Annotated in this window: 26 protein-coding genes and 1 pseudogene; 22 read left to right on the plus strand and 5 right to left on the minus strand. The window is 60.2% G+C overall.

The genetic code is table 11. From position 1 onward, the window contains the following. Positions 1–308 precede the first annotated feature (308 nt). Positions 309–1,226 (minus strand): NADP-dependent oxidoreductase, encoded by a 918-nt coding sequence (locus NKJ89_RS18730; protein ID WP_352604576.1) that lies wholly within the window; start codon positions 1,224–1,226, stop codon positions 309–311. 784 nt (positions 1,227–2,010) lie between these two features. Here NKJ89_RS18730 and NKJ89_RS18740 point away from each other — a divergent pair. The 8 genes and pseudogenes from NKJ89_RS18740 to NKJ89_RS18775 all read left to right on the plus strand — a co-directional run bounded on the left by NKJ89_RS18740 (position 2,011) and on the right by NKJ89_RS18775 (position 11,105). After that, positions 2,011–2,313 carry a hypothetical protein gene (locus NKJ89_RS18740; RefSeq protein WP_352604578.1) on the plus strand — a complete coding sequence of 101 codons (303 nt, stop codon included), beginning with the start codon at positions 2,011–2,013 and terminating at the stop codon, positions 2,311–2,313. 118 nt (positions 2,314–2,431) lie between these two features. Continuing rightward, positions 2,432–2,662 (plus strand): hypothetical protein, encoded by a 231-nt coding sequence (locus NKJ89_RS18745; RefSeq protein WP_031260381.1) that lies wholly within the window; start codon positions 2,432–2,434, stop codon positions 2,660–2,662. A gap of 1,307 nt (positions 2,663–3,969) precedes the next feature. Continuing rightward, the gene (locus tag NKJ89_RS18750; RefSeq protein WP_352604580.1) at positions 3,970–4,338 is read left to right on the plus strand and encodes a hypothetical protein; all 369 of its coding nucleotides are present in this window, start codon (positions 3,970–3,972) and stop codon (positions 4,336–4,338) included. Between the two features lie 635 nt (positions 4,339–4,973). Continuing rightward, a complete protein-coding gene (locus tag NKJ89_RS18755) occupies positions 4,974–5,288 on the plus strand; it encodes a YMGG-like glycine zipper-containing protein (protein ID WP_023759992.1) in 315 nt (104 codons plus the stop codon). 332 nt (positions 5,289–5,620) lie between these two features. Next, a pseudogene (locus NKJ89_RS18760) lies at positions 5,621–5,910 on the plus strand (pyrroline-5-carboxylate reductase family protein); the annotation flags it as partial. Between the two features lie 561 nt (positions 5,911–6,471). Beyond that, positions 6,472–7,977 (plus strand): endo-1,3-1,4-beta-glycanase EglC, encoded by a 1,506-nt coding sequence (eglC, locus tag NKJ89_RS18765; RefSeq protein ID WP_352604582.1) that lies wholly within the window; start codon positions 6,472–6,474, stop codon positions 7,975–7,977. 48 nt (positions 7,978–8,025) lie between these two features. Then, a complete protein-coding gene (locus NKJ89_RS18770) occupies positions 8,026–9,789 on the plus strand; it encodes a type I secretion system permease/ATPase (RefSeq protein ID WP_352604584.1) in 1,764 nt (587 codons plus the stop codon). Beyond that, positions 9,786–11,105 (plus strand): HlyD family type I secretion periplasmic adaptor subunit, encoded by a 1,320-nt coding sequence (locus NKJ89_RS18775; RefSeq protein ID WP_352604586.1) that lies wholly within the window; start codon positions 9,786–9,788, stop codon positions 11,103–11,105. Before NKJ89_RS18770 ends, NKJ89_RS18775 begins: the two co-directional genes overlap by 4 nt. A 388-nt stretch (positions 11,106–11,493) precedes the next feature. Here NKJ89_RS18775 and NKJ89_RS18780 read toward each other — a convergent pair whose 3' ends face one another. Beyond that, complete coding sequence (locus NKJ89_RS18780; protein ID WP_352604588.1) at positions 11,494–11,778, minus strand: hypothetical protein; 285 nt, start codon at positions 11,776–11,778, stop codon at positions 11,494–11,496. Between the two features lie 242 nt (positions 11,779–12,020). Here NKJ89_RS18780 and NKJ89_RS18785 point away from each other — a divergent pair, with 242 nt between their 5' ends. Continuing rightward, on the plus strand, positions 12,021–13,136 hold the full coding sequence (locus NKJ89_RS18785; protein WP_352604590.1) for an acyltransferase family protein: 1,116 nt from the start codon (positions 12,021–12,023) through the stop codon (positions 13,134–13,136). A gap of 77 nt (positions 13,137–13,213) precedes the next feature. On the opposite strand, the gene NKJ89_RS18790 is transcribed toward NKJ89_RS18785, so the two are convergent. Further along, entirely contained in the window at positions 13,214–14,389 is a 1,176-nt protein-coding gene (locus NKJ89_RS18790) for an acyltransferase family protein (RefSeq protein ID WP_352604592.1), read from the minus strand. A 306-nt stretch (positions 14,390–14,695) separates the two neighbouring features. Here NKJ89_RS18790 and NKJ89_RS18795 point away from each other — a divergent pair, with 306 nt between their 5' ends. Next, positions 14,696–14,977 (plus strand): hypothetical protein, encoded by a 282-nt coding sequence (locus NKJ89_RS18795; RefSeq protein ID WP_502904141.1) that lies wholly within the window; start codon positions 14,696–14,698, stop codon positions 14,975–14,977. Positions 14,978–14,982: 5 nt separating this feature from the next. Here the strand turns inward: NKJ89_RS18795 and NKJ89_RS18800 are convergent, their stop codons facing one another. Then, on the minus strand, positions 14,983–15,474 hold the full coding sequence (locus tag NKJ89_RS18800; RefSeq protein ID WP_245266666.1) for a GFA family protein: 492 nt from the start codon (positions 15,472–15,474) through the stop codon (positions 14,983–14,985). A 135-nt stretch (positions 15,475–15,609) separates the two neighbouring features. Here NKJ89_RS18800 and NKJ89_RS18805 point away from each other — a divergent pair, with 135 nt between their 5' ends. Both NKJ89_RS18805 and NKJ89_RS18810 read left to right on the plus strand, forming a co-directional pair. Beyond that, the gene (locus NKJ89_RS18805) at positions 15,610–15,858 is read left to right on the plus strand and encodes a hypothetical protein (protein ID WP_023759978.1); all 249 of its coding nucleotides are present in this window, start codon (positions 15,610–15,612) and stop codon (positions 15,856–15,858) included. A 217-nt stretch (positions 15,859–16,075) separates the two neighbouring features. Further along, positions 16,076–16,378, plus strand: a complete 303-nt coding sequence (locus tag NKJ89_RS18810) for a DUF1330 domain-containing protein (protein WP_023759977.1) — start codon at positions 16,076–16,078, stop codon at positions 16,376–16,378. A 47-nt stretch (positions 16,379–16,425) separates the two neighbouring features. Here NKJ89_RS18810 and NKJ89_RS18815 read toward each other — a convergent pair whose 3' ends face one another. Further along, positions 16,426–16,578 (minus strand): hypothetical protein, encoded by a 153-nt coding sequence (locus NKJ89_RS18815; RefSeq protein WP_352604597.1) that lies wholly within the window; start codon positions 16,576–16,578, stop codon positions 16,426–16,428. A 236-nt stretch (positions 16,579–16,814) separates the two neighbouring features. Here NKJ89_RS18815 and NKJ89_RS18820 point away from each other — a divergent pair, with 236 nt between their 5' ends. The 10 genes from NKJ89_RS18820 to NKJ89_RS18865 all read left to right on the plus strand — a co-directional run bounded on the left by NKJ89_RS18820 (position 16,815) and on the right by NKJ89_RS18865 (position 26,084). Further along, entirely contained in the window at positions 16,815–17,912 is a 1,098-nt protein-coding gene (locus NKJ89_RS18820; protein ID WP_352604599.1) for an FAD-dependent oxidoreductase, read from the plus strand. Positions 17,913–18,297: 385 nt separating this feature from the next. Then, positions 18,298–19,248, plus strand: coding sequence for a PfkB family carbohydrate kinase (locus tag NKJ89_RS18825; RefSeq protein ID WP_352604601.1), 951 nt, complete (start codon positions 18,298–18,300; stop codon positions 19,246–19,248). 271 nt (positions 19,249–19,519) lie between these two features. Continuing rightward, entirely contained in the window at positions 19,520–19,642 is a 123-nt protein-coding gene (locus NKJ89_RS18830; protein ID WP_352604603.1) for a hypothetical protein, read from the plus strand. 764 nt (positions 19,643–20,406) lie between these two features. Continuing rightward, positions 20,407–21,540, plus strand: a complete 1,134-nt coding sequence (locus tag NKJ89_RS18835) for a DUF3182 family protein (RefSeq protein WP_352604676.1) — start codon at positions 20,407–20,409, stop codon at positions 21,538–21,540. Positions 21,541–21,554: 14 nt separating this feature from the next. Next, entirely contained in the window at positions 21,555–21,695 is a 141-nt protein-coding gene (locus tag NKJ89_RS18840; protein ID WP_352604605.1) for a hypothetical protein, read from the plus strand. A gap of 82 nt (positions 21,696–21,777) precedes the next feature. Then, positions 21,778–22,437, plus strand: coding sequence for a redoxin domain-containing protein (locus tag NKJ89_RS18845; protein WP_352604607.1), 660 nt, complete (start codon positions 21,778–21,780; stop codon positions 22,435–22,437). A 93-nt stretch (positions 22,438–22,530) separates the two neighbouring features. Continuing rightward, positions 22,531–23,478: an MBL fold metallo-hydrolase gene (locus NKJ89_RS18850; protein ID WP_352604609.1), complete on the plus strand. Its 948-nt coding sequence runs from the start codon at positions 22,531–22,533 to the stop codon at positions 23,476–23,478. A gap of 65 nt (positions 23,479–23,543) precedes the next feature. Continuing rightward, positions 23,544–23,693, plus strand: a complete 150-nt coding sequence (locus NKJ89_RS18855) for a hypothetical protein (protein ID WP_023759968.1) — start codon at positions 23,544–23,546, stop codon at positions 23,691–23,693. A gap of 542 nt (positions 23,694–24,235) precedes the next feature. Continuing rightward, complete coding sequence (locus tag NKJ89_RS18860) at positions 24,236–25,474, plus strand: putative hexosyltransferase (protein WP_352604611.1); 1,239 nt, start codon at positions 24,236–24,238, stop codon at positions 25,472–25,474. After that, entirely contained in the window at positions 25,461–26,084 is a 624-nt protein-coding gene (locus NKJ89_RS18865) for a hypothetical protein (RefSeq protein WP_023759965.1), read from the plus strand. Before NKJ89_RS18860 ends, NKJ89_RS18865 begins: the two co-directional genes overlap by 14 nt. Positions 26,085–26,112: the final 28 nt, after the last annotated feature.

The raw sequence follows: 26,112 nt of genomic DNA on the forward strand, positions 1-26,112 counted from the left end.
AAGGCCGGAACAGCTGCGTGAGCCCCATGTGGCTCCCAATCGCGGACGATCAGGTTGCGGCCCCATTTCAGTCATCCAGGATCGCCAGGCCAGTAGGGCCGTTCATGGATCGAACCGCGAGAGCTGACATTGCCGTTCGCGGCAGGCCAACGAATGAGCCCCGGTGCGGTTGCTGGTGCGCGGTCCATAGACTGGTCACGTGAAGCCGTTCTGTACCAGAAGAAGAAGCCAGCTCGCTGTCCAATATTGCGGGGATGGGAAGCCAGTTCAGAATCTAATGAGGGCAGAACCGCTCGCCGTTCCGGGCCTCACGGACGAACGCGGATGATCGTCTTCCCTGTCCGTCGCTCGGTCGAGTTGAAGGCGGCGACGGCGTCATCGAGGGTCGAGACGTTGCCGATGTTTGTCCGTAGCCGCCCATCCCGCACTCGCTGGACGATCTCACTCAGTTGGGCACGATCGGACTCGACAACGAAGTCGATCGCCAGTCCGTCCGCAGGCCGCGCCTCGGCCGGTCCGACGATTGTCACCAGTGTTCCTCCGGCTCGAATCAGGCCCGCGGACCGCTTCTGGATGTCGCCGCCGATGACATCGAAAACCAGATCGACGCCGCCGACGTCTTCCAGGGCGTCGTTCTCAAGGTCGACGAACTCGTTCGCGCCAAAGTCGAGCGCCTTCTGACGGTCGGGGGCGCGTCCGGTGCCGATGACGTAGGCGCCGGCCTCACGTGCGAGTTGCGTCACCATCGACCCGACTGCGCCGGCCGCGCCGTGCGCGAGGACGCTCTGCCCCGCCTGAAGGCGGCCGTGCTGAAACAGTCCCTGCCACGCGGTCAGGCCCGAGATCGGCAAACCAGCGCCTACCGCAAAGTCGACGTCGCCTGGCAACGGCGCGAGGTTGCGTGCCTCGACGGCCACATACTCCGCCAGGGTGCCGTCACGATACCAATCGGTGAGACCGAACACCCGCTGGCCCACCGACAGTCCCGTTGTGCCGTAGCCGAGGGCGGTGACCGCTCCGGCCAACTCGTGCCCGGGGATCGATGGCGTCCGGTCACGGTCGACGCGATCGGTCCAGGTTGAGGGCCACGCCAACTCAGTCGGGACGAACCCTGACGCATGAACCTGAACGACGACGTCGTTTATCGCTGCCTGTGGCTCGGGTCGCTCCACGAGCCTCATTCCGGCCGTTCCCGCAGCCTGATCCGTCACAACGATTGCCTTCATCGGAAATGTCTCCTCGGTCATTTGTCACGCGGCAATGTCGGTAGATATGTCTCGCGGGCTTTCCGAGTCCGTTACCCTCCCGCGAAACGGGTAGCCAAGCGACCTGATCTCCAACTTGCCCGGCTGGTTTTCCGCAACGCGGCGATCGACCTCCGTCCATGACCGGCCACTACGCGGCAAGACGATGTGTACCAGTGATCGATCGAACTGGATCGGAGCTTCGCGGCGGAACGCATGTAGCTATGTGCCGGCGCGCGCTGTTGAACGATCAGCACGCCACCGAGATTCCAGGCTGTGTGGTCGGCGGGGAAACCATCGTCCAGCGATTTGTCATCCGGCAACCTGACCTCGACAAGCGGCGCCATTTGCGCTTGCCAAGCGGCGAATTGATCCCCTGGCGCCAGCTCGAGCGTTGAAAAGGACAGAGGTTCCAGCGCCGGCGCGAACGATGGAGCGGCCTCGTTGCGGGGTTGGTCTTCGCGCGACCAACGACGTCGGTCACGGTCCCGCGGCTGCCTCGCAGGAGCCTCGTCTTGCCTCTTGGTGTCCATCGCGTGGTGCCATATCCGAATCGGGTATGCCCATGCCCCTTTCAATCATGTGGTGTATTTCAGGCATCTGGCAAGGCTGGCGGAACTCCAGTCGACCGAAACGGCGATCACGCTGAATTACAGCAAGAAATGCATCCCGGGATAAGTTTCTGGATGCGAAGATAACGACACTCTTCAACCTGATGCGTATAAAATCTGGCATCGTGAAATAGTGAGTTGAGGATGTCGTCGAAATGAACACAAAGCTCAACGGCGAAGATCGTCGCAAGGTAATTCTTGAAGGATACGGTAACAATGAGCCGTTGAAAGCTATTGCGGCAAAGATCGGATGCTCTCTGGCAAGTTTGAAAGTCACCGCCAGCAAAGTCGGCTGTACACGAACTCCGAAAGAAGCGGCGGAATTTCGACGCGGATTTCACGTTCCGGAAGACAAGCAGCAAGATTACTACCAGCTTATGACTGCCGGGCAATATAGAGCTCGTGAGTGCGCGCTGATTTTGGGACTCTTAACAGAGCAATCATCAGTCAGCAGGTAAACTGATTCCGATACACCTGTGGACGATATTGCCACCAAAGCATTCCATCGTGTCAGCGGTTCATCACTAAAAAGCCCGCCGCAAAGCACGGGCGGCAGGCGCTGAAAGGTTCGCACAGATGCTGCGTCGGCGTTTCAATCACTCCTGCCTCAGCCCTCACGATCTGGCTATTTGCGAACGTGTGTTCGATCGGGTCTGCGCGAATGAACATCTCGACCCTTTAGACCCGGACGCCGAAATCTTGGCGGTGATGGTCGTGGCCATTTTTCAAAATGTTCACACCGGCGAGCGCGAACTGCTGGAGGCGGTCAAGTGTCGTCGGCAAAAGGCTGCGGGAACCGGGCACTAGTATATGTCGCCCAAAAGTGCGCAGCGGTTTTAGTAGACCTACTTCGACAGGAACATTCCGCCCCGCAAGCAGCTCATGCATCCGAGAAAGTTCAAGGCCCATGAAAAAACCGGAATCATTAAAGACCGGCAAGAGTTCAAGTGGACAAGTTTCGCGACGCCGCTCGCGGATAGTAAACCGACGAGTCACAGGAAGCCTTTGACCGCGCGTTGAAAAAGGTTGTAAAGGCTCCCAAGCTGGACCGAATTGCGATCAGATCACAAAGAGCCCCGGCATGATCCGGGGTTTTTGTTGCGGCTATAGCCATTCCCCTACGGCTGGGTAATCCTTTTGGCGAAATTGCGCGGGCGCTGACGTGCCCTTAAATTGCGGTTGTCCCCGTGAAAGAGTGACCAGTGCGGCAGCCCTCTCCACAAGTCCCGCCGCACTGGTCATGCTCCCTACGGCTGAGCAGCTAGGCCGGCTATCCCTTCGTCAATAATCTCTCGTATCGCGGCGCGTTCGCCTCGTGCACCGCCTGGCCTATGAGCCAGTTCAAGGCCATGCGACCTTTGAAGCGTATGGGTCTCTTGGTCCATTCGCCCCAAGGTTGGCGATTGTGCGCGGTTCCTCGATTTGGTGATCTGCCGGCCTATGATTTGGCTGGGTTGGTCAAAGGGACAATCGCCGCTGCAAACATGAACAAAAAGTGAACAGATAGTTAAAATGAAGCCTTGACCAGAGAGGAATGTGTTCCTTATTCATGGCAGTATCTGAGCAGAAAAGGCTATGCCGGAAGCGCCGAGGCACGCCGACTGGTGAGGTTATGCCTGAATTGGTAACACGGATCGGTGGACGATTGATAAGGCTCGCGGCGACGTCGTTGTCGCGTTGCTGCCCCTCATTGCCTAAAATGAGGCAGGGTCGTTGCTAAATGTGGACCCGCCGAGGACATTCTCAGAACGGAGGTTAGGGCCGGGAGGGAACGCGCATCGAACCGGGGCCGATCTCCGGATGCGATGGTCTGCAGCCGCTTGCACGCTGTCGTCCGACGCCGACCCAGGGTGATGTTGATTTACTACAACAGCCGACATGGCGTGGAAAAGAATCCCGACACCAGGCGAGCCCACAGTGGGCCGCTGCAAACGGCTATGCAGGCCCCGTACCAAAATGCTCACAGGATGCTGAGGTGAGAGGCCGGCCCGACTCATCAAGCGCTATGGAAAAGGGCTCTGTTCAGCTTGCGCTTTTCTGCACCAGTGGCGACCGGGGGCCGGTCCTGCGAGGTTAGAAGTCCACAGGTTACCGAGAAATTGAGAGACTTGGACATGCATGACTTGATCGATTTCTTCCAGGCGAATGCGACGTTGGTAATCGCCAATCCCGCACCCTTTGCAATCTTCGCCTTGCTCTTTGGCAGCGGAGGGTTCGCCGTGGGCCGCTACTTTTTGACAGAACGCATCGCCAATCTTGAAAGCCGTATCGCGCGGCGCGATGACGAGATAAAGCAGCTGAAATCTCGGAGCACCACGAACAAGACGGAAGGATCGCTGATCCCGATCATAGGCACCTCGGCAAGCGGAAACGAAACGGCTCCGCTGTTGGGAAAATGGCCAGATCGGCGCCAGTCGGGCAAACTGTCAGCCCCGCCGCGTCACAAAGACAATCGAACGGCTATAGACGAGCCGGCACCCTGAGGGGAGCGTGAGGTCAGCGGCCGATCTTCTGACACTCTTCGAGGGTGCCGCCGAGTTCCTGGCAAAGAAAGACTTGGGCCAACTCATTCGACTTGTTATCCAGGCCAATCCACCTGTTATAGGCCGACACCTCGTCCCTCAATTGGGACACTCGGCCAGCCCTGTGACCGCTGGAATAAGCCCAGCCGCCTACAGCACATGTGATCAGTACATAAACCAAGAGATCAATGGTCACCCTGCTGCCGCGCACCTTTTCAGGCAACAATTTAACGACCCGCCTGGACCACCTGGTGAAATTTAGACAGTGCGCTGGATCTATGATGAATGCGCGCCATCTGCAGCTCGACGGGCCGCATGGACCTGTTCCATCATCCAGCGCCTAAAAGGCAGTTTGAACGTTCGCCTAAACCTGCCAATCTAACGGACTGGCGCTGGAATTTCGTTAAATTTTCATGGACACTTTGTGTCAAATGGAGCCTTGTTGCTATGGCACGATGCTCGAAACTCGAAGGCAAGCCTCAATCAACGCCCGAGAAACCATGTTTTCTTTCGTGAGGCCCCGTGCCCCCGTTCCGCCGCAATGCAGCGGCACGGGACGAGCCATAGGGATTTTAGGCCTTCAAGGGAGACCTCACATGAACTTTCACCAAGCCATAGCCGCCGTGCTGATGACCGCAGCACTGGCGGGCTGCGCGCAGACCGAGGGCCAGCAGCGGGCCGGAACCGGCGCGCTGATCGGCGGCGCCGGCGGCGCCCTCGTCGGCCAAGCCATCGGCGGCAACACCAAGAGCACGGTCATCGGTGCTGCCAGCGGCGCCCTGCTCGGCGCGGTCGTCGGCTCGGCCACCACCCCGCAGCGCCGCGGCGAGCAGCTCTGCCGCTACCAGGACCGCTACGGCCGCATCTACACTGCGCCTTGCGACGACCGGTACTACAACGGCGACTACTAACCAGAGATGGTATCTGATCGTCGTCGTCGTCGGTTCGGAAGTTAAGGACGCGCGGCGAAGCAGCCCGAGAAGCGCTGGTCGCGCATTCTTTCTCATCGGCGCCGCCGGAAGCGGCGCTACGACCGCCTCTGTCGGCAACATCTCCGCCTCAAGGGGAGATTGGCAGCGCCCTTACTCGGCCGGCGTCCTCTCGGGCGCTGGCCAGGTCTTGCGGCCAAAGCGCTGGCCGACAAAGCAGCCCGCCTTCTGGCCGGGAACCTCGATCAGATCATAGGTGACTAAGACAACGGGTCACAGTCGGCAGGACGATTGCAACGACGATCGCGAAAGCCAGCGGCGCCGCCTTCCCTGCCCTGCTCGCCGACGCCATGGTATGCGACGCCGTTGCCTTCGGCATCGCGCCGGACGTGGCGCGCCGCGCCGTCGCCACGGTGCTCACCGGAACCGGCCGGCTGCTGGAGCTCCACGACGCCTCGCCGGCCGACACGGCGGAAGCCTTCCTCGGCTATCGCGGCACCACGGCGGCCGCGATCGAAACCATGTGCGAAGCAGGCTTCGAGGCGGCGGTGTCGAAGGGGGACTGGCGGCGTTCCTGAAGTCGATCGCGATGGGCAAGGCGTGAGCGGCGCCGGTCATCGTGACCCGAAGGCGGCAATGCGCCGATCGCCGACACCTCGCCTGTGCGGTCTAATTGGTCTGCCGGCACGCTCGAGGCATATTCCTTTTTTAAATATGACCTGGGAGAGGCTCACAGCGGTGGCTCGGCGCGGCCGACCTCAACGGCAACATGGATGAGAACTGGCTCCCCAGCCACGGACCCCTGTGGCATTCACCGTTGTGCCGCTTCCAAAGCTATGGGTGCTTCCGAAGGCTTGGCCGATTCGAACCTCCGCCCAGGTCAGAGCGGCGACGTTGAAACAAATGCATTCACCCGCGACGGCCTGCCGAACCAGTTAGGCAGAAATTCAGCAATATTGTATAAAATTGGCATGGCTTCACGCTTAAGTTGTATTGGCAAATTCCCTCATTCTACCTGTTAATCGATCCGTGGAGATTTTTTCTCTGTACTACATGGTTATTCCGTGAAACTATCATTTGAATAACAAGTTGGTCCGGCAGTGATCGGTCGAACGCGCATCGGCGGTTTCAGGCAAGGTCACGCACTACGAGGAGGGTCTGGGTTATGACGACGATCGTCAACGCTATAGGCGTTCCTCTTCCCTACAGTGGATCTTCAAGTCATTGGTTCTCGGCCTCAGGGGCTGGATCGGACTTGTACGGCACCCCCGGAAACGACACCTTCTACGGAGCATCCGGCGTCAATGTCACCATGCACGGTGGCTATGGCGACGACATCTACTACCTCTACGCGGCGGGCAACAAGGTGGCGGAGGCCGGCAGCCAAGGGATCGACACGATCAGCACATGGATGAGCTACACGCTCCCGGGCAACGTCGAGAATCTGGTCGTAACCAACGCCAACAACTATGCATTCGGAAATGGATTGGACAACATCATCACCGCCAAGGCCGGCCACCAGACGCTGGACGGCGGCAAGGGCAATGATGTTCTGATCGACGGTGGCGGCGGCTACGACACTTTCATCATCGCGAACGGCAACGGAAGCGACCTGATCGCCAATTTCGCCGCGACCGACACCGTCCGTCTCGATGGCTATGGGTTCATGTCCTTCGACGCCATCCACGCGAACATGATCCAGGCTGGACCGAACGTGATCTTGAATCTCGGATCCGGCGAGATCCTCGAGTTCAAGGACAGGACCATCGACAAATTCCAGCCCAGCCAGTTCGAGCTGCCGATTAACAAGGTCGGAATGACCCTGTCCTTCAACGACGATTTCAACGCATTGAGCCTTCATAATAGCCAAGGCGGCACGTGGGACACCAACTTCTGGTGGGGAGCGCCCAACGGCAGTACCTTGACCGGCAATGGCGAGCTGCAGTGGTATATCGACGCGAGTTATGTCCCGACGAGCTCCGTCCACCCGTTTAGCGTGAACAACGGCGTGCTCACCATCACTGCCGCGCAGACACCGGCGGATATCAAGCCGCTGATCAACAATTACGAGTACACATCCGGCATCCTGACGACGCACGACTCCTTCTCGCAGACTTATGGCTATTTCGAAATGCGCGCCGACCTGCCCGAGCACGCCGGCGCCTGGCCGGCCTTCTGGCTGCTGCCGGAAGACGGCTCGTGGCCGCCGGAATTGGACGCGGTGGAAATGTACGGGCAGAAGCCCAACTCGCTTGTGATGACCGCGCACAGCAACGAGACGGGAACGCACACCAAGGTCTCGACCACGGTGAACGTCATGGATACCGCAGGCTTCCACACCTATGGTGTGCTGTGGACACCGGACAAGCTTATCTGGACCTATGATAGCGTGCAGGTTGCGGAAGCGGCGACACCGTCCGACATGAACAAGCCCATGTACATGCTGGTCGATCTTGCGATCGGCGGTCAAGCCGGCGCGCCGCCGGACCATCTCGCCACGCCGGCCGAGATGAAGATCGACTACATCCACGCCTATACGCTGGACGCTGTGCAGGCGAACCCCCTGCTCGTCAGCAGTAGCAGCAGCACCACCACGCACAGCGTTGCCACGCACAGCTTCGGCAACAGCACACTGCACCACGGTGGTTCCGAATTTGGTGGCCACGTGTAAGATCAGGCGACCGGTTCGATGTCTCGGGATCATGCAGCGGCGGCAGAAATGACTGGATCGTCGAGCCTGCGCGCGGTGTTCCTGCGCGCCATCGCCGATGTCGGCGTCTTCTCGCTGCTGATGAACATCCTGGTTCTGGTGATCCCGCTCTATTTGCTGCAGCTCTATGACCGCGTGCTGCCGTCGTCCAGTGTGGAGACGCTTGTCTATCTGTCGGCCATCGCGGTCCTCGCGCTTGCTTTCCTCGGCTTGCTCGACGCAGTGCGTGCCGTTTACACGCAGCGCGTCGCGGCCACCGTCGACAGGAAGCTCGGCGCGAGGACATTCGCCCTTTCGCTGGCGCCCAAATATGCCAGCGGCCGATCGCCGCTGCGCGAGCTTGCCTCGGTCTGCGCTTTCATCAGGTCGCGCGGTGTGGCTGTGCTGTTTGACCTGCCCTTTGCACCCGTGTTCCTCGCGCTCCTCTATCTCATCCATCCCGTCCTGTTCTGGCTGACGCTCGCCGGCACGGCGCTGCTCGTTGCGCTGGTCGCGGCCAACCAGCTTGCCATCGGCAGGAAGGATGCGCTGTCCACGGAGCGTTCGGCGCTCGCCAGCCACGCCGAGCAGGTCTTTGCCCGCAATGCGGAGACGCTGCGCGCCATGGGCATGGTCGAGAATGCCGCACGCGTCTGGGGAAGGCATGTCGGGGCAGCGCTCACCCTTTATGACCGCTCCTCGAGCGCCAACGCGATCTTCAGCGCCGCCTCGCGGGCGCTGCGCATGATGTTGCAGCTGGCGATCCTCGGCGCCGGTGCCTGGCTGGTGATCGAGGGGCAGATGACGCCCGGCATGATCTTCGCCTCCTCGCTGGTGTCGTCGCGCGCGCTGCAGCCGCTCGACCAGTTGATCGGCTCCTGGCGGCAGATCGTCGACGCCAGGCGAGCCTGGAAGCAGCTGGAGACGGCGCTTGCGGCGCATCCGACTGAAGCGCGCAAACTGACGCTGCCCGACCCGTCGGGGAGGTTTTCGGTGCAGGACGTTTTCTTCATGGCGCCGAATGCACGGCCCGGCACCGAACCCATCCTCAAGCGGCTGAACTTCGCGGTTCGCGCCGGCGAAGCTATAGCGATCGTCGGCCCGAGTGGCGCCGGCAAATCGACGCTGGCGCGATTGCTCATCGGTGCTGTGCAGCCGACCGGCGGCTCGGTCCGGATCGACGGCGCCGATCTCCGGAACTGGGACCAAAGACAGCTCGGAAAGCAGATCGGCTACCTGGCCCAGGAGGTGGAGCTCTTCCCCGGATCGATCGGCGACAATGTCGCCCGCTTCGACGCGCAGGCGGCGGATGCCGCGATCGTCGAGGCGGCGCGGCGCGCTGAGGCGCATGAGCTGATCCTGGCGCAGCGCGACGGCTACCAGACGATGATCGGGCCTTCGGACAGGACGCTCTCGGGCGGCGAGCGCCAGCGGATCGGGCTGGCGCGCGCCTTCTATGGCGGCCCGCGGATCCTCGTGCTCGACGAGCCCAGCTCCAATCTCGACGGCAGCGGCGAAACGGCGCTCGAAGCGATGCTTGTCGCGGCGAAAGCCGCGGGCGTCACGACTATCGTGATCACGCATCGCCCGTCCATCGCCACGGCCTGCGATCGCGTGATGGTTTTGCGCGGCGGCATCATCGAGGCCTTCGGCCCGAGCGCCGAGGTGCTGCGGCAGCCTGTGGTCAGCAATGGCGTCGCCAAGGGTGTTCCGGCCCGGCCGAGCACGGTGGTGACCGGGTCCTTCGCGCCGACGATCCGCACGCACGACATCCGCTTCGGTCCCACACGATGACGGCCAAGAGCCTTGCCAGGAACGGCCAGCCGCGCACCGACATAAGGCGCGTGGCCCTCACCGGCTACGTTGCCATAGGGCTGCTGGCGGGCAGCTTCGGCTATTGGGCGGCCACCGCGCCGCTCTCCGGCGCGGTGATCACGCAGGGCACGATCTCCGCAACGGGCGGCAACATCCACATCCAGCAGCCCGAAGGCGGCATCGTCCAGCAACTGCTGATCCACGAGGGCGATCGCGTGCAGCAGGGCCAGGACCTTGTCATCCTCGACAAGACAGCCGCACAGGCCGAGCTCAACCGGCTGACCAGACAGTCGATCGCGCTCGAGGCGAGCATGGCGCGGCTGGAGGCCGAACGCGACGGGATGGACAGGCTGGCGCCGATCAACGAGGCAGCGCCGGCGTCGTTCCAGCAGGATTTCCAAAAGCTCATCCGTGAACAGCAAAAGGAGTTCGACGCAAGGCTCGCTCGGTTCCGGTCGGAACAATCGATCATGGCGCAGCGGGTCGCCATGCATCGCGAGTCAGTCGTGGGCCTGAACGCCCAGAAGCTTGCCATCGAGCAGCAGTCCGAGGTGGTAAAAAAGGAGCTCGGCATCAAGACCGGCCTGCTCGACAAGGGCCTCACCAACCGCACCGAATATTCGCAGCTACTGCGCAGCGAGGCCGATCTCGTCGGCCAGGCCGGCGCGCTGGAGGCAAATCTTGCCGCAGCCAACAGCCAAATCGTCGAAGCCCAGGTGCAGGTCGAGCGCCTGACCTCGCAACGCGTGGAAGAGGCGCTGACCAAGCTCAACGAGGTCCGCACCAACCTCGCCGATTTCGGGGAACAGATCAGGGCGGCCGAGGCGGTGCTTCAGCGCACGACGATCAAGGCGCCGGTAGCCGGCATCGTGGTGTCGTCGACCTATAATTCCAAGGGCAGCGTGATCGCGCCCGGCGAAAAGATCATGGAGATTCTGCCCACGGCATCGGGTCTCAACGTCGATGCGAAGCTGCGGCCGAAGGATGTCGATCAGGTGCGTGTCGGCCAGCGAGCGAAACTCAGATTGTCGGCGCTCAACATGCGCCTGACGCCCGAGGTTTCAGCCACAGTCACACAGATCTCCGCCGACCGGCTGGTCGACCAAGTCACGCATGAACCCTATTTCCGCGCCAAGCTCAAGATTGCCGACGCCCTGCCGCCCGGCGTGAAGGCCGAGCAGCTTTATCCCGGAACGCCGGTCGAAGCCTTCATCAATACCGGCGACCGGACTTTCTTCGAGTATCTCGCACGGCCGATGATGGACTCGTTTGCGCGGGCATTCGCCGAGCGGTAGGTTCATGCGCCACTTCACATTCCGATTTTGATTTCATTTCCGATAGGCCCTGCATTATGCGCCATGCGATGCACGATTCCTTGCGGAGCGGTAAGCGTTGTCCTCAGCGTGCGTAATTGCTCACGTCCCAACGTTTGGTGACGGGGGATGGCTTATCAGGCGGCAACTATTTTTTGGTGAACCGGGCGGCGAGCACGGTGTTGGCCGTGTTGCAGATCGAAGTCGGCCGGGTTGAACTCCTGGCCGATCCAGTCGATAGCTCCAGACGCCGCCCACTTTGGCGCGCACGAGAGGGCGTGACACAGTTTTAGCTGGATTTGGTTGCCCGCCGGTTGTGTCATGACAGCGTGCCCATTTGGCCGACGCGATTGCGATCGGCAGCGCACAATCACGCGCTGCGCTTGACGCTCTCCAGCGCCGGCCCGCCCAAAGCGCCGGACGACGAAGCGGCCCGCCTTCTGGGAATCTCGATCAGATTGCAGGTGATCCAGGACAGCAGGGGCACCGTCGGCAGGACGACGGCAACGACGATCGCGAAACGCAGCGGCGCCGCCGGACCATGGCCGTATTGGCTGATGACGAACGCCGCGACAAGACCCGGAGGTGAATCAGGTAGGCTGAAGGAAGGCTCGCCCGTTATATGAAAGACCCGGTTGCTGAGCGTCACGGCCATCGCCCTCGCCAGCGTCCGCCGCTTCCGGCAGCATGCGGTACAGAACCAGCGCAAAGAACCCCGCCGCCAGCTTCATGCACCAGAAGCTTCCCCGGGTGGCGGACAAGGAGTCGCGGGCGCGGCTGATCGAGCCTTCTGCAATGCCCATGTCTGGCTCCTGGATGTGGGTTGAGTGTGCGTCGCAAAACGATCTTGTGCATTGCAGCAATCCGTGCGTAGATGGACGAAGTAACGGATACGGAATGACCAAAACGCCAGAACCAAGGGCGGAAACGGCCCACTTCGACGCTTTGCATGGTCTCCGGGGCATCGCTGCTGTTTTGGTGATGCTAGGCCACTTCACCGAATTCACGGGCCGGCGATATGATCTGGCGCCGTCCGGGTTCCTCGCCGTCGACCTGTTTTTTCTGTTGAGCGGCTTCGTGATCGCCCATGCCTACGACGATAAGTTCCGAAAAGGCATGTCATTTTGGGAGTTCGCGGAGATCCGTCTCCTCAGGCTCTACCCGCTATATTTTGCCGCGGTCGGCCTGGCCGTGATCGGCGTGGGTGCAATCGTCGCAACGCATGGGCTCAGTTCGTATTCGCGGCTGGACTTGCTCGCAAGCCTTGGCTTTTCCGTTCTTTTCTTACCCACGCCGCCGTCGCTCTCGACATTTCCCGACGTGCTTTTCCCGCTGAATGGCCCGGCGTGGTCGCTATTTTATGAACTCGTCGCCAACGCCGTATTTGCCGCGCTGGCCGTAAGGCTGGCTGCTCGGTCACTTGCGCTCATTGTCGGTGTTGCCTTCCTGGCCCTGGTGCTTCTGGCTTGGCAGGGTTTCGTCCTTGGGGGCGGCGCCCATTGGGACGACACGATCGCGGCTCCCGCCCGGATCGCGTTCTCGTTCTTCCTCGGGGTCTTTCTCAATCGATATGCGACCGGGAAGAGTCGGGATGGCAATCTCTATATGCCGTTTCTCCTGACGCTATGCGGCGTGCTCATGATCTTCAGACCCGTCGAACATGTGCAATTGTACAGTCTGGCGATCATAGCCCTGGTCTGGCCCTGGCTCGTTCTGGTGGCCTCCCGTTTGCGGCTATCCGGGTTTTGGCGCTGGATTGCGCTCTTCTCCGGCAATATCTCCTACGCCCTCTATGTTCTTCACACGCCACTCATCCGCCTTTCGAACGCCGTGGTCGAATCTGTGACCGGGGCCTCGTGGAACGAGCACGGCTTGCCGTTCATTCTGGGAACATCCGTGGTCATCATCGCGATCTCGGCATTCGCGCATTATGTCTATGACAAGAACATCCGGACGCTGCTGCGGCAGTGGCTTTCACTTTGGCGCGCACGAGAGGGCGTGACGCAGTTTTAGCTGGATTTGGTTCGCCGCCGGTTTGTGTCATGGCGGCGTGCCCGTTTGGCCGACGCGATTAGCGATCGGCAGCACGATCACGCACTGCGCTTGACGCTCTCCAGCGCCGGCGCGCCGCCCTTGCGGCCAAAGCACCGGACGACGAAGCGGCCCGCCTTCTGGCCGGGAACCTCGATCAGATTGTAGGTGACCCAGGACAAAAGGGTCACCGTCGGCAGGACGACGGCAACGACGATCGCGAAACGCAGCGGCGCCGCCAGCCCGTGGCCATATTGGCTGATGACGAATGCCGCGACAGGCTGCAACACCAGCAGATGGATCAGGTAGATGCTGAAGGAAAGCTCGCCCATGAGATGAAAGAACCGGTTGCTGAGCGTCATGGCTATCGCCCTCGCCAGCGTTCCCGCCGCCCCCGGCAGCATGCGGTAGAGAACCAGGGCAAAGAATCCCGCCACCAGCGCTTCACGCACCAGCAGCTTGCCCAGTCCGTAGTCGCCGCCGAAGGGCAGCGCCGCCAAAAGCAGCGCCAGTGCCAGATACAGGATCGGCCGTGGTTGGCTTTGATGCACGACGCCCGCAAGCAGCATGCCGCACAGGAATATCTGCATCTTCAGGGCCAGGAACGACGGCATCGGAAAATGGATCGACAATCGACCCAGCGCAAACACGATGATGCAACCAACCGCGGCGACCAGCCCGGCGCTTCTTATCCAGTCGAACCTGCGCACCAACAGCATGATGGCCGGGAAAGCTGCGTAAAACTGCATCTCCAGCCCCAGGCTCCAGTCGGGGAGCGGCGTGCGGTAGGCAAAATCTGGCACCAAGCCGAACAGGAACGTGAGATGCACGACGATGTTCTTCAGGCCACCGTCGAGATAGCGCTCGGGCGCCTGGTGCGATCTCGACAGGAAATCGTCGATGATCATCCTGCAGTCGTAGAGATAGGGGCCAAGCACGAGTGCCAGCAAAAGCATGACGTAGAACAGTGGCGCGATCCTGAAGTAGCGGCGCGTCCAGAATTTCAGCCACGTTTCCGGTCTTCGCCAGGGCTCCTTGTCCTGGCGCAGCTGATAATGAAACACCATCAGGAAGCCGGACAGCATGATGAAGAGATCGACGCCGAGATCCGGCTCGCCGACGATGGGAACACGCCAGCCGGTCAGAAGCAGGCAATGCCCGACAAGCACCCAGATCGCCGCGAGCGCGCGAAGCCCGTCCAGGCATTCGATGCGCGATGACCTGATATCTGTCATTGCGGACTCCGAGATAGAAATGTTGCAGTGCAGCATGGCGGCCGAGGCCGGATTGTCAACCCGCCGCAAGATGACGAATTGCTCTCCGCTGTTACGCAAAAGCGGGTGGGAGACTGAAGTCCACTTCGTCAGTGACTGATCGACGACATGAACAGGCGGCGTTTCTCACGGGAAACGCAGCGCAACTATCTCCGCGACATCGGCGCCCTGGCGACGTTTCTCGGGCGCTCGCCGGACACAGCACCACCGACGACCTGAGCCGGTTCCACCATCGACCTCAAGACAGGCAGGAGCCTGGGGGACGAGCTGCTCGGCAGCGCTAACAACAACGGCCCGTTCGGCATCCCGTCCATGCTGCCGCTAGCCATCGGAACACCGAACAATGGCGGTCCGCTGGTGACGGCCGGTGGCTTGATCTTTATCGCCGCGACCACCGACAACAAGCTGCGCGCGCTCAACATCAAGACCGGAAGGCAGGTCTGGCAGGATGATCTTCCGGCCGGCGACCAGACGACGGAGGCGCATCGATCCCTGGCGCCCTTTAGCCATCATACCGGCAGCGTGGCCGGGCCATCGTGCGTTCTCTAACCCCTCTAACCTGCCTGCTCCTTTGGAAGGCGGTCAGTCAGATCATAGAAGTCGGATTTCGAGCCGACGAAAATATGTTTGCTAATCCGAAGGCCGGTCGGCGGGTCGAGAGTACCGGCCGCGACGAAGGTCTGCAGGCCAGGCGCCGCCTTCCAGAACAGGTTGCCGCCGCAGCGCGAGCAGAAGCCGCGTTCGACGTAACGCGACGAGCGGTACCACCTGAGCGTGGACGAGGTCAGCAGCATGAGATCGGCCGAGCGGCAGGCCGCCATGGCCGCAAAATTACCACTTGTTCGCGCGCACTGGGAGCAGTGACAGGCTATCAGCGGGGCAAGCTCGCCTGCGATTTCGTAGCGCACGCCCCCGCATAGGCAATGTCCCGATGACACCTTATCACGTGTTGTTTCCTTCATCGGACGGTTCTCACGTTCAATTTCGCTAAAATGCAACCAAATCGGCCCGGGCGCCTTGTCTGGCAGTTGGAGGATCGAGTGCATGCGTAACGCCGCAGGCCGGCTGAAGTTCATCAAGCCGCAGGAACCGGTCCTGGTCGAGACGCCGCCGGTCAGCGACGACTGGCCGGATAGGAATATAGTCCTCCTGTTGCGGCGCCCATTCAACGGAGATCGCCAATGGCCAGGACCAAATTATCCAAGCACCTTTCACAAGCTGAGATTGACCACTTTTTGGCCGAGGCAGAACGGCTGCATAAGAGCATCGTCCAGCCGCGTCTGTCGCCAAGCAGCGAGCATTACCGCTCGCTGCAAAACACGCATGAGGCGCTGTTGAAGACGGTCAAGGATATCACCGGCAAGGATGCGTCATTCATTAGGTGGCACGGTACAGGACCGGTGCAGCCAACACCGGGCAAACCGGCTTGACGGAACATTAGCGACCTCTAACTATTTGTGCTGTGGCAGACGATGCTCACCCCATCGCTGCTGATGATCGGGACGACCTTCACCGGCTCCTGATCGGCCCGCGCCTCCCGCAAGTGGCGCGGGCTTTGCGTGCACAGAGACAACGGCAAGAAAGTGCGGGTCGTGAAAATCACGCCGGAGCCGAGGAGCGCGAGCTAGGTCAAAGGGAGGAACACAAATGGCCGCCTATCTGATCGCGGATGTAGACATAAAAGACGCTGCCTTGTTCGAGGAATATCGGCGGGACGTTCCGGCCACCGAAGAGCGCTACGGTGGGCGATATCTGGGTCGTGGTGGTGCGACCAAGGTTCTAGAAGGTGATTGGGATCCACACCGACTGGTCATTGTTGAATTCCCCGACATGGCGTCATTGATGGGCTGGTACAATTCTCCTGAATATGCCCGGCTGATCGAGATCCGCAAACGTTCCGCAAATACCAGGATCATTGCGTTAGAAGGGATTGCAACGCCCGCGGCGTGACCATGTGGGCGGCCAGCGGGCCCGACGACCGTTGGGCATCCTCAGCGTCATTTCTTCCTCAGCCTCACTCGGGCACCGCCACCGTTCTCGGGAATGAACTCGACGCCGGCGGATTCGAGGGCGCGGCACACGGCCTCGACGTTGTTGACCATCCTGACTGCAGGACCGTCGCTGCCTTCCATTCGTTTGATGGTCAGCACCGAGGCTTTCGATCGCTCGGCTAGTTCTGGTTGCGTGAACCCAACCAAGATTCGAGCTGCTGCGATGTGCGACGATGAGGAGCCTGTCGTGCCGGCCATGTCGCTCAGTGCGTGAAAACCGGAGGGCACGAGCTGACAGTGGGTGGCTCAATTGGCGCGCAACCTCTGTTCCTGGGATGCGTTCCATCTGCGACAAAGTGCCGACGGTGCGGACAGGCTAGGAGAAGGCGGCGGTCGTGCCCGGAAAAGAAGCTTCGATCCTGATCGTCGGCGCGGGCCCAACGGGGCTGACAGCGGCGCTGGAGCTTGCGCGAAGAGGCGCCCATCCCCGCGTCATAGACAAGAAGGACGGACCTACGCCGCTCAGCAAGGCGGTCGGCATCAGTTCACATAGCCTGGATGTTCTCGAAGCGTCGGGGGTGAGCAGCAAGCTGCTCGCAGAGGGGCTCAAGGTGCGTCACGCGCATTTCCATGCAGGAACCCGTGAGCTCGTCACAATCGACTTTTCGCTGCTGCCGCACCGCTACAATTTCCTGCTGTCGCTGCCGCAGCGCGACACCGAAAGGATCATGGCCGAGACAGTCGCGACATTCGGCGTCGACGTCGAATGGCGGACGGAACTGGCCGGGCTCACCCAGCAGGCCGACAAGGTGGAGGTTCGGACCAGGAGAGACGGTGAAGAAGAGCAAAGCCACAGCTTCGACATCGTCTTCGGCGCCGACGGCGTCGACAGCTCGGTCCGCAAATCATCGGGCATCGACTTCGAGGGCTACACGCACAGGCGGCGATGGAGCATCACCGATGCGGAGATCGCGTCCTGGCCCTACGAGGTGGACGCGGCACAGGCTTTCCTGCATCGAGACGGGGACGTCGGCTTCATCATACCGATCGGCGGAATCCGCTTTCGCGCGGTCTCAAACACACCTGACGCGCTGGCGCATGTGCCGGGCAGGTATAGCGTGTCGCAGCTGCTGCGGACCGATCATTTCCACATTCCGGCAAAACAGGCGTCCCGCTATCAAACCGCCCGCGTCTTCCTCGGCGGTGATGCCGCGCATGCGCACTCGCCGCTTGGCGCGCGCGGTATGAATCTCGGTATTGAGGATGCAGCTTGCTTCGCCCGGCGTTTCAACGATGGCAGGCTTGCAGGCTACACGGACGAGCGTCGACCGGTGGGAGGTCGCTGGATCGATTTGAGCGAACGTATTCTGTCCACGGCGCAGTCGACCAACAGCTTCGTCCAGACATGCAGGAACCTCGTCATGTTGACGATCGGTTCCTTCCCCATTCTGCAAAAGCCTCTGCTCGAGCGCGTAGCCGGATTGAAGGAATAGATTTCAAACGAGCAACTGCTCGATCCTGATCGGCAGGTCGCGGACGCGCTTGCGTCCACTTGAATGCTGAAGATGGTCGTTTATTTGCTCGTCGCCTCTGCCGTATTCCCCAGCACTTTCTGCTGAACCCGCTAACGAACTCGTCCAGAATCCGGCCATAAGACGGTCGCCTGGGATGTGAAGCGATCTCCGAGAGCTTTGTCCCGGAACCATTCTTGCCCGGACCAGTTTTGGCAACGACTATCGTGTTCAACGCGTCCGAAACTGCGGCGTTCGGTCGACGATTGCCCCGGAGGCTCGCGGACCGCGAAGCAAGGCGTATGGGACCAAGCAAGCTGGGTTGCAGATCACACCAGCGAATAATCCGAAAAGCGGAGTTTGAAGTTTGGCACAGCCGGCGGTTCTATCTCTGGGTAGCATTAATGCCGACCTGAGGTTCGAGGTCGACAAGCCGTTCAGCAGTGACGCGACCGTCAGAGCATCCGGATTTTCTCGAAAGAGCGGCGGAAAGGCTGCCAATGTGGCTTATTTTACGCAGCGGCTCGGATTTCCAACAAAGCTTCTCGGCCAAGTCGGAGACGACGATCTCGCGACGGTGGCCATTGGTCCGTTCATGCAAGAGAATCTCGATTTGGAGGCTGTCTTTGTCGCTCCAAATTCGATGACAGGCATAGCGGTCGTCGTCGTTCCAGCAGATGGCAACAAGTCAATCCTTTCAGTCGCAAACGCCAATATGAACTGGCAAACTCCCGCCGTCGAAAAAGTAGTGCAGGCAATCGACAACGCCCCAGCATCCTCCGTCCTGATCGCCGATTTCGAGGTTCCTCGCATTGTGCTTGAGGCCGCATTCAAAGCTGCGGAAAGGCGCGGCTTCAGGATCATCGTCGACCCAACATTTGCCGATCAAATCGAGAAGACCGATCTAAAACGCTTCTATGCGGTGTCGCCCAACCAAAAGGAAGCAGCGGATGTTTTAGGAATTGAAGTGGCCAATGAAAGTCAGGCCAGCCAGGCAGCAACCGAATTCAACGCGCTAGGGGTTGAAATTGCATGCGTTAAGCTCCCCGACGGTGGCTGCATCCTCGGTGAGAGGAATGAGACGACCGCAATACGAGCGCCCGCTGTCGATGTCGTGGACAAGACGGGGGCCGGCGATGCCTTTATTGCCGCGTTCGCTGCCGCGACCCTGGAGGACAAATCGGCATATGAAGCCGCCTGCTGGGGCGTTGCGGCTTCAACCTTCTCGGTTGGTCGGAAGGGCACGCAGGCGTCTTATCCCATACGGTCGGAGTTCGATCAGATGCTCGCTGCTGTATTGAAGAAGAACGGCCGGTGACATGGCGGACTGTTCGGCTTGGCGCTCTGCCAGGAGATGATGACCGAAGCTGAGCTCTGTGAACGCTCCAGCCAAAAGCCGCGCGTCGATTTTTCGGAGCCACTACAACTCTGATACGGCCTTGGCCATTTCTCTCCAAACTTCCATGGAGGCGACCTGGCCAGGAACAGAAAGATTTCCACTGGCGCTAACGACGGGCCGCGAGATGCCTCCATAGGTTTGCCCGATGACAGTTCGTAGCCCGTTCACCAATAAGGATCAGATCTAGCGGGTGCGCAAGGCACTGGCGCGCGAGCCGCAAAAAGAAGGGCAAAAAGCGGCCGTCCACGAATTGAAAGCCAAGCTGCACAGCTTCGCAGAGGCTGGGATCGTCGGCACATTCGAGCGGGCCTGACCGGCTCCTGGCAGAACAAGCAAATTTTTGGACAAACCGTCCTTTCTTTTCGCTGCCCGTCATCGTGAGAAACAACAGCAACACGGGTCCTGCGTTCTCCCTGTTCCCTGTCCAGTCTCGGCAGCGAGTTTAGCCGCCGTGCATGGCCGCGCTGGCGTTCGCTCTCGACCTTGCCTACCAATGGATGCCACTCTCCAACGGCACCGATCCGGCCGATCTCATGTCGTAGCGCATCCGGCGTCCCGGCAATTCGCGTGGTTTCGGTGACCTGGTCATCTTGGCTCCTTCTATTGAAGCCTGCTGAGATCCACCGCGTCTCGATTGTACAGTTGCCCTTCGCGCATTTGCGGCGAATGCCAAGCCGCAAGAGCCGCGGCTTCGCGAGAGCTGGCGACCGCCGCACTTGTTCCAGAACTATCGTGGGCCTGAGCTTGTTCCGCGGTTCCCGTTTGATTCGATAGTTCTTTTGGTACGGCCTGTGACGTCTGTAAGAAAATAGATCGCGTTCTCACTGAGCCCCGCAAGCGCCGCCATTCGGCACGCCCGAATGTGCCGACCCCTGCCCGGCGGCGAGCACGCAATAACCGATCTCTCGATCAGTTTTCGAATCCCGTCGACGCGGATAATGGCGCGGGCTTCGACACGCTCCCCTTCCAGGGAAGCTCGCTAACTGAAACCGGAACAGAACGTTTTCGCCGCCCCGCCGTTTTCGCAATTGGAGACGTGCGGTTCCGCATGGACGTAAACAGGATTGTGGATTGAAGGTGACAAGCAATACATGCCCGGACGGGCCAAAAGGAATTGTGATCGCATGCTCCGCGCCAGGCAGCGAAGCTCTCTTCGCCCATGAACGGCACGCGATCAATGCGGTCGCCCGCCAGATCGCTGTACTCAAAGGGTTTGCATTCGAGGGCGATCTTAGCGCGTTCAAGTTGGACGACGAATACTTGTACTACGTCCCGGACGACAGCCTGCTTCTCGCCGATGCGAGCCGAATGGGAATCGCAGGTCCAAAAGACTTTTTTGGCGGCGTGCTTCCGTCCCGGCTGGCAATGACCAAAGTCATCACGCATGACGTGATCGGCGCGTCCGCATTTCGTCCTGATGACTGGCCAGCGGAATTCCCTGAACGGGTCAGCGCTGCGGTTTTGCCGGGTTACAGCACGTTCTCCCGAACGGACACTTTGCAAGCGGCGGATCGGCTCCTGCGGCAAGGACCAGTTCGTCTTAAGCCTCCACTTGCATCGCGCGGACGCGAACAACAGATCGCTTCTTCCGTGTCGGAAGTCGAAGCTTTCCTGGAACGCTATCAAGCTTCGGATCTAGAAAAACACGGACTCGTTCTGGAGACGAATCTGGCTGACATCGCCACGCTAAGCGTCGGAATAGCGGATGTAGACGAGATCGCCATTGCGTACGTCGGCACGCAGAGAATAACGGCGGATAATGCGGGACAACCCGTTTATGGCGGGTCCGATATCATCGCCGTACGCGGGGGATGGGAGGCACTCGCAGGCCTCAGTCTTTCATCTGCTTCAGCGCTGGCGGTCGCGCAGGCGAGAACATATGACGCTGCGATGATCGAGTGTCCCGGATTTTTCGCATCGCGGCGCAACTATGACATCGGCCAAGGGACCGACTGGTCTGGGAAGTGGAAGTCGGGAGTGCTCGAAGCCTGCTGGCGGATCGGCGGCAGCAGCACCGCCGAACTTGCGGCCATGAATGTCATGCAACAGCACCCCGATGTCCAGTTCGTATGCGCTTCGGCGGTCAAAGCTTTTGGCACAAATTGTCGGCCGCCGGCCAACGCTACCGTGCATTTTCAAGGAGAGGATCCCGATGAGGGTGTCATCACGCGCTACACGGCGGTTACGCGGATATCACGGAAGACCGCTTAGCGACGATCACGGGAGTGATTGACGAACTCGAAAGACAGGCCGCCGAAAACCCGTCGAAGCTCAAGGTTCGAAAAAAGGGCGGCAAGACGATCATCGATGGCGAAGTCGAGTTGGATGGGCTGGTGGTCGTCGGTGCTACGGCGGGCGGCCCTTAGACCTGGTCGTCTCATTCGGCTTGCCTGGAATCAAGGAACATGGGGAGGAGTCTTTTGTTCGGGAGTTACAGGAACCGAATTGATGGAGCGACTGAAAATGAGACAAGATATTGTGGCTGGCGCGAAGTTCCCCGACTACGTTCTACCCGACCACACCAAGACGCCACGGCGGCTGTCGGACCTGCAGGGCGACCAGCTGATGATCGTGATGCTGACGCGTGGATTCTTCTGCCCGAAAGACCGGCAGCAAGTGCTCGAACTGGTGCGGTTTCACCCGCAATTGGTCGTCGGCTACACCCAGCTCGTCACGATCACCACGGACGATTGGCATACGACCAACAATTACCGCCAGCAGACCTCGGCGCCTTGGCCCTTTCTGTATGACGAGGAACGGCTCGTGCAGAAGGACCTGGACATCAAGGAATACACCGACACCACGCACGACGTGATGGTCCCGCACACCATCGTGCTGGGGCGAGACCTCGAAGTCTTCAAGGTCTATAACGGTTATTACTACTGGGGCCGCCCCTCCACCGCCGAATTGCACATAGAGCTGCGCGAACTGGCGCGAAGAACCTACCGCGACTGGGACATCACCGAACCCGAGCTGCGGGAGAAATGGAACAAAGGCGATAAATCCGACTTCTACCCCTATGGCGGGAATTCCATCTCTATGGCGACACTCATGCTCCAGATGGCCGGAGCGGTCGACCAATATGCCGGCCGGGCAAAGAGACGCTGAACGGATGAAGCCTGCATCGCTCGCGGTGGTCTTTTCGCAGTGACGCTTTTCGTCCAGCCACGCTTGGTAAACGGACCCTTTTCCGATCCGGGCGTGCTACTGGATTTCCGCTTCGGCAACAGGGCCTTGCTGTTCGATCTCGGAGATCTTTCGACCCTTTCGCCGCGTGAAATCCTGCGGATCTCGCACGTCTTCGTGACGCATATGCATATGGATCACTTCAGCGGTTTCGACCGCCTGCTCAGGCTGTCGCTTTACCGGGACAGACGCGTCCATATCGTCGGGCCGCCCGGTCTGACTGACGCCGTCGAGGCCAAGTTGCGGGCTTACACGTGGAACCTGCTGGACGAGCGGTCCCATGATTTGGAGATTGCCGCCTCCGACTGGGCGGAGGGAGGATTCATTACCGAGGCCATCTTCAGGGCGCGCAACGCTTTTGTTCGCGAAAACCAGCAGCCGTCGGAAGCGCGGCTTCCGCTCGACGATCCGGAATTCAAGGTCGTTGCGGTCACGCTTGATCATGGCATTCCTTGCCTGGCCTTCGCATTCCAGGAGAAAATCAGGGTCAACGTTCACAAGACGCGTCTCGACGAGCTCTGCCTTCCAGTTGGTCCCTGGCTGACCGAAGCCAAACGGGCCGTTCGCAGCGGCGCCGGGCCTGCAACCGAGTTCATGCCCACCAAGGACAGGAAGGTAGTTCTGGGAGAACTGCTGCAAAGCCAAGCGCTCGTCTGCGCGCCGGGCCAGCGCGTTGCCTATGCCACTGACCTGGCCTTCCATTCGTTGAACATAACCCGGCTTTGCAGCTTGGCGTGCGGCGCCGATCAACTCTTTATCGAAGGTGGATTCTTGCAGGAGGATCGGGAACTCGCCGCTTCAAAGAAGCACCTGACGGCAGTGCAGGCGGGCGAGATCGCCCGCCTGGCGGCAGTGGACTTCGCTCACCAGATGCATTTCTCGCCGCGCTATCTCGGACGGGAGGACGAACTGCGGGCCGAATTCGAGCTTGCGTTCCATGGCCGCTCGGTTGCGCGTAGATAGTAAATGCTGCGGAACATTCACGCGGCGAGGCGGTTCTGGAAACATCAGGATTCCAGGAGGAAACCATGGCAACGAAACTCAAAGACGGCAAGACCGCAAAATCTTCCCAAGGGGCGCACGGAGGCAACCGTGCAGGCAATCAGGACAAACGCGACGAACAGCCGAAGAAAAGCAGTCAGGCGGCCGGCAAAGACCCGCGCCGCGGCAAGGATTGAACCACGCTGTTCCCGTTTTTCTGGAAGCAGCGTTGCGGCGAGTTGGCGCAGCTCGCGTCCCCGCAGGAGGTGTAGCTTGGCGGCAGCGGAGCCGCTGGCGAGAGCGGTCTCGATAGCGCTGTAGCGAGCGAGCGTGGTTTGCGGTGGTCATCGACAATTCGCCGGTAAGGTCAGGTTGCTGACACCTACCTGATTCGAAGTACCATCGATGACTGACGACATGATGAACCTGCGCGCGCTCGAGCTGGAGGTTGGGGCCGCCACCGGCGCCCGCCTATGCGAGAAGAACCCGTTGTCGCGAGCGCGACTGGGAGACGCGGGCCGGACCGGCGATGACGAAGGCCGCCCGCTGCGAGGAAACGGTGCCGTTGAAGCGCGAATATCGCTCCCTTCTTCGGCTGGTGTGATCGATCGACCTGGCCCCAACGAACTCCTGCTGCAGAAGGAACCGAAGCGGCGCGGCATCGTTGATCCTCAAGATCAAGTCGCAGACGGGGCTTCAAGTCGGTTGATGATCTTGATGCTTCCGATGGACCGATTTTATGGCTGGCAGCGCCATCGAGCCGGCGAACCCGGGCTCGCCATCGCAGATTCTGGCGCCATCCCCTGTGGAGACACAACTGGCGCTTGGAGACATGGCTCGCGCAAACGCTGGCCGTCGCCTTTGTGTCATCGCCGTTGCGGTTCCGCTCCTGTTCATGATCAGCGGGCTTGTCATTCGGTATGCTGCATTCCATTCAGTCTCGGCAGTTTCAGGCTTCGAAGCTTATGCGCGTGCGCTCTGCAGGTGGGACTGCGCGTGGTATGTGGACATTTCCGAACACGGCTACGAGCGTTTTCCCATTCCAGGCCAAAGCAACGTCGGACGCTGGGGCTTTTTTCCCTTGTATCCCATGCTCGTGACGACTCTTCGGTTTGCTTTCCCTTTTCCCACGATTCTGATCGCGACGACCACCTCGATGGCATGCAGCTACGCCGCCTGTCTTGTGGCATGGCCACTGCTGGAGAAGAACATGCGCGCTTATACGCTGTATTGCGCTTTCCTGCTTAGCGGCCCGTTCTCCTTCCACTTCACCACGTTCCTTACCGAACCTCTTTTCGTGTTCCTGACTTCGTGCGTCTTTTTGGCACTCAAGCGCTCCAACTACCTGGCCGCTGGCGTTTCATGCGCTTTGCTGTCGGCAACGAGGGTGGTCGGGGTCCTTGCTGTGTTTGCAACAGTCATCCAAATGTTCGAGCAGCACCGCCAGCAGGGCGGGTCGGCGGTGTCTTTCCCGCGATGGGTGCTTGGTCGTCCGGATATGCTCGTAGCTATCTTCATCTCGCCCGCCGGCTTGTTTGCTTACATGCTCTTTTTGTACGTCACTGTCGGGGACGGGTTTGCGTTCTTGCACGTCCAGCGCGCGTTTGGGCGGATTGCTGGCGATCCGCTCCTTTTTCTATGGGACGGTCTCTCTGCTGTTCCGACAAAAGGATGGCTGCCCACGGCGCCGCAATGGAGCGCGCTCGCAGCGATTATAGGGCTGACCCTATCGGTCGTTCTGGCGGCTCGCAGGCGATATGGCGCTGCGCTCTTCTGTGCGAGCAGCATCATCCTGCCGTTGATCACCAACCTGGCTTCCATGATCAGATACGTCATTGGGCTTGCACCGCTGATGATGTTGATTGCCGAGCTGCTGTCGGTATCGAAGCTGACCTATCTCGTGACTTTGGCTCTTTTTCTGAGCGCATGTTATTTCATGACTGTGGCGTGGATTGGAGGCTATCTTGCCCTGGTCTGACGGCCTGTCATCCTATGGCCGTGCTGCCTCGACTGGCGGCTACGCGCTGGCGGTGGTTTTGGCCGTGTCCGAGATCATCATCCTCGCACTCGCTCTCAATCCAGATGTCAACGCTGATTATCGGGCCTATTACATTGATCGCACGACGACGTGCCTCAATCGCGATGCGGTTGGCAGCTACACTCCTGGGCAGACGGTATCTTTCCGGTCCGACGGTGCCAAACAAGCAGCCGGCATGATGGTCTGCGGTTGGTCGGGGCCGGTAGCCGACGGAACCCATTCGCTCGGCGAGACCTCTCGGCTGAGGCTGGAAATACCTTCGCTTCGCGACGGGTTTACAGCCACGCTACAAATGTCTGCCGTCATTCGTCCACCACAAACCATACAAAGGGTAATGATCTCGGTGAACGGAGTTCGGGTACACGAGGTAACACTGTCGAGCCAAGACCCGACGACGATCTCGTTCGCGATCCCGCACGCAGCATTTGCCAGCGCAAAGGTACTCGAAGTGACCTTCGACTATCGCGACGGAATTCCGCCAAGCCCCGCCGCCAGCAAGATCTACAAACGCGCCATTAAATTGGTGTCGTTCCGGCTGGACGCCGGCTAGAGCACTTCACTTTTCCGCTGAAACGGCG

The organism is Mesorhizobium sp. M0047, from assembly GCF_040323315.1.
GTDB lineage: Bacteria > Pseudomonadota > Alphaproteobacteria > Rhizobiales > Rhizobiaceae > Mesorhizobium.

What these genes read in the sequence shown, in the direction of transcription:
- eglC (WP_352604582.1), top strand. Translation starts at nt 6,472, where the DNA reads ATGACGACGATCGTCAACGCTATAGGCGTTCCTCTTCCCTACAGTGGA.
- NKJ89_RS18805 (WP_023759978.1), top strand. Translation starts at nt 15,610, where the DNA reads ATGGCCAGGACCAAATTATCCAAGCACCTTTCACAAGCTGAGATTGAC.
- NKJ89_RS18860 (WP_352604611.1), top strand. Translation starts at nt 24,236, where the DNA reads ATGGCTGGCAGCGCCATCGAGCCGGCGAACCCGGGCTCGCCATCGCAG.
- NKJ89_RS18745 (WP_031260381.1), top strand. Translation starts at nt 2,432, where the DNA reads ATGCTGCGTCGGCGTTTCAATCACTCCTGCCTCAGCCCTCACGATCTG.
- NKJ89_RS18800 (WP_245266666.1), bottom strand. Translation starts at nt 15,474, where the DNA reads ATGCACTCGATCCTCCAACTGCCAGACAAGGCGCCCGGGCCGATTTGG.
- NKJ89_RS18740 (WP_352604578.1), top strand. Translation starts at nt 2,011, where the DNA reads ATGAACACAAAGCTCAACGGCGAAGATCGTCGCAAGGTAATTCTTGAA.
- NKJ89_RS18790 (WP_352604592.1), bottom strand. Translation starts at nt 14,389, where the DNA reads ATGACAGATATCAGGTCATCGCGCATCGAATGCCTGGACGGGCTTCGC.
- NKJ89_RS18755 (WP_023759992.1), top strand. Translation starts at nt 4,974, where the DNA reads ATGAACTTTCACCAAGCCATAGCCGCCGTGCTGATGACCGCAGCACTG.
- NKJ89_RS18845 (WP_352604607.1), top strand. Translation starts at nt 21,778, where the DNA reads ATGGAGCGACTGAAAATGAGACAAGATATTGTGGCTGGCGCGAAGTTC.
- NKJ89_RS18775 (WP_352604586.1), top strand. Translation starts at nt 9,786, where the DNA reads ATGACGGCCAAGAGCCTTGCCAGGAACGGCCAGCCGCGCACCGACATA.
- NKJ89_RS18810 (WP_023759977.1), top strand. Translation starts at nt 16,076, where the DNA reads ATGGCCGCCTATCTGATCGCGGATGTAGACATAAAAGACGCTGCCTTG.
- NKJ89_RS18730 (WP_352604576.1), bottom strand. Translation starts at nt 1,226, where the DNA reads ATGAAGGCAATCGTTGTGACGGATCAGGCTGCGGGAACGGCCGGAATG.
- NKJ89_RS18780 (WP_352604588.1), bottom strand. Translation starts at nt 11,778, where the DNA reads ATGGCCGTGACGCTCAGCAACCGGGTCTTTCATATAACGGGCGAGCCT.
- NKJ89_RS18750 (WP_352604580.1), top strand. Translation starts at nt 3,970, where the DNA reads ATGCATGACTTGATCGATTTCTTCCAGGCGAATGCGACGTTGGTAATC.
- NKJ89_RS18770 (WP_352604584.1), top strand. Translation starts at nt 8,026, where the DNA reads ATGACTGGATCGTCGAGCCTGCGCGCGGTGTTCCTGCGCGCCATCGCC.
- NKJ89_RS18785 (WP_352604590.1), top strand. Translation starts at nt 12,021, where the DNA reads ATGACCAAAACGCCAGAACCAAGGGCGGAAACGGCCCACTTCGACGCT.
- NKJ89_RS18855 (WP_023759968.1), top strand. Translation starts at nt 23,544, where the DNA reads ATGGCAACGAAACTCAAAGACGGCAAGACCGCAAAATCTTCCCAAGGG.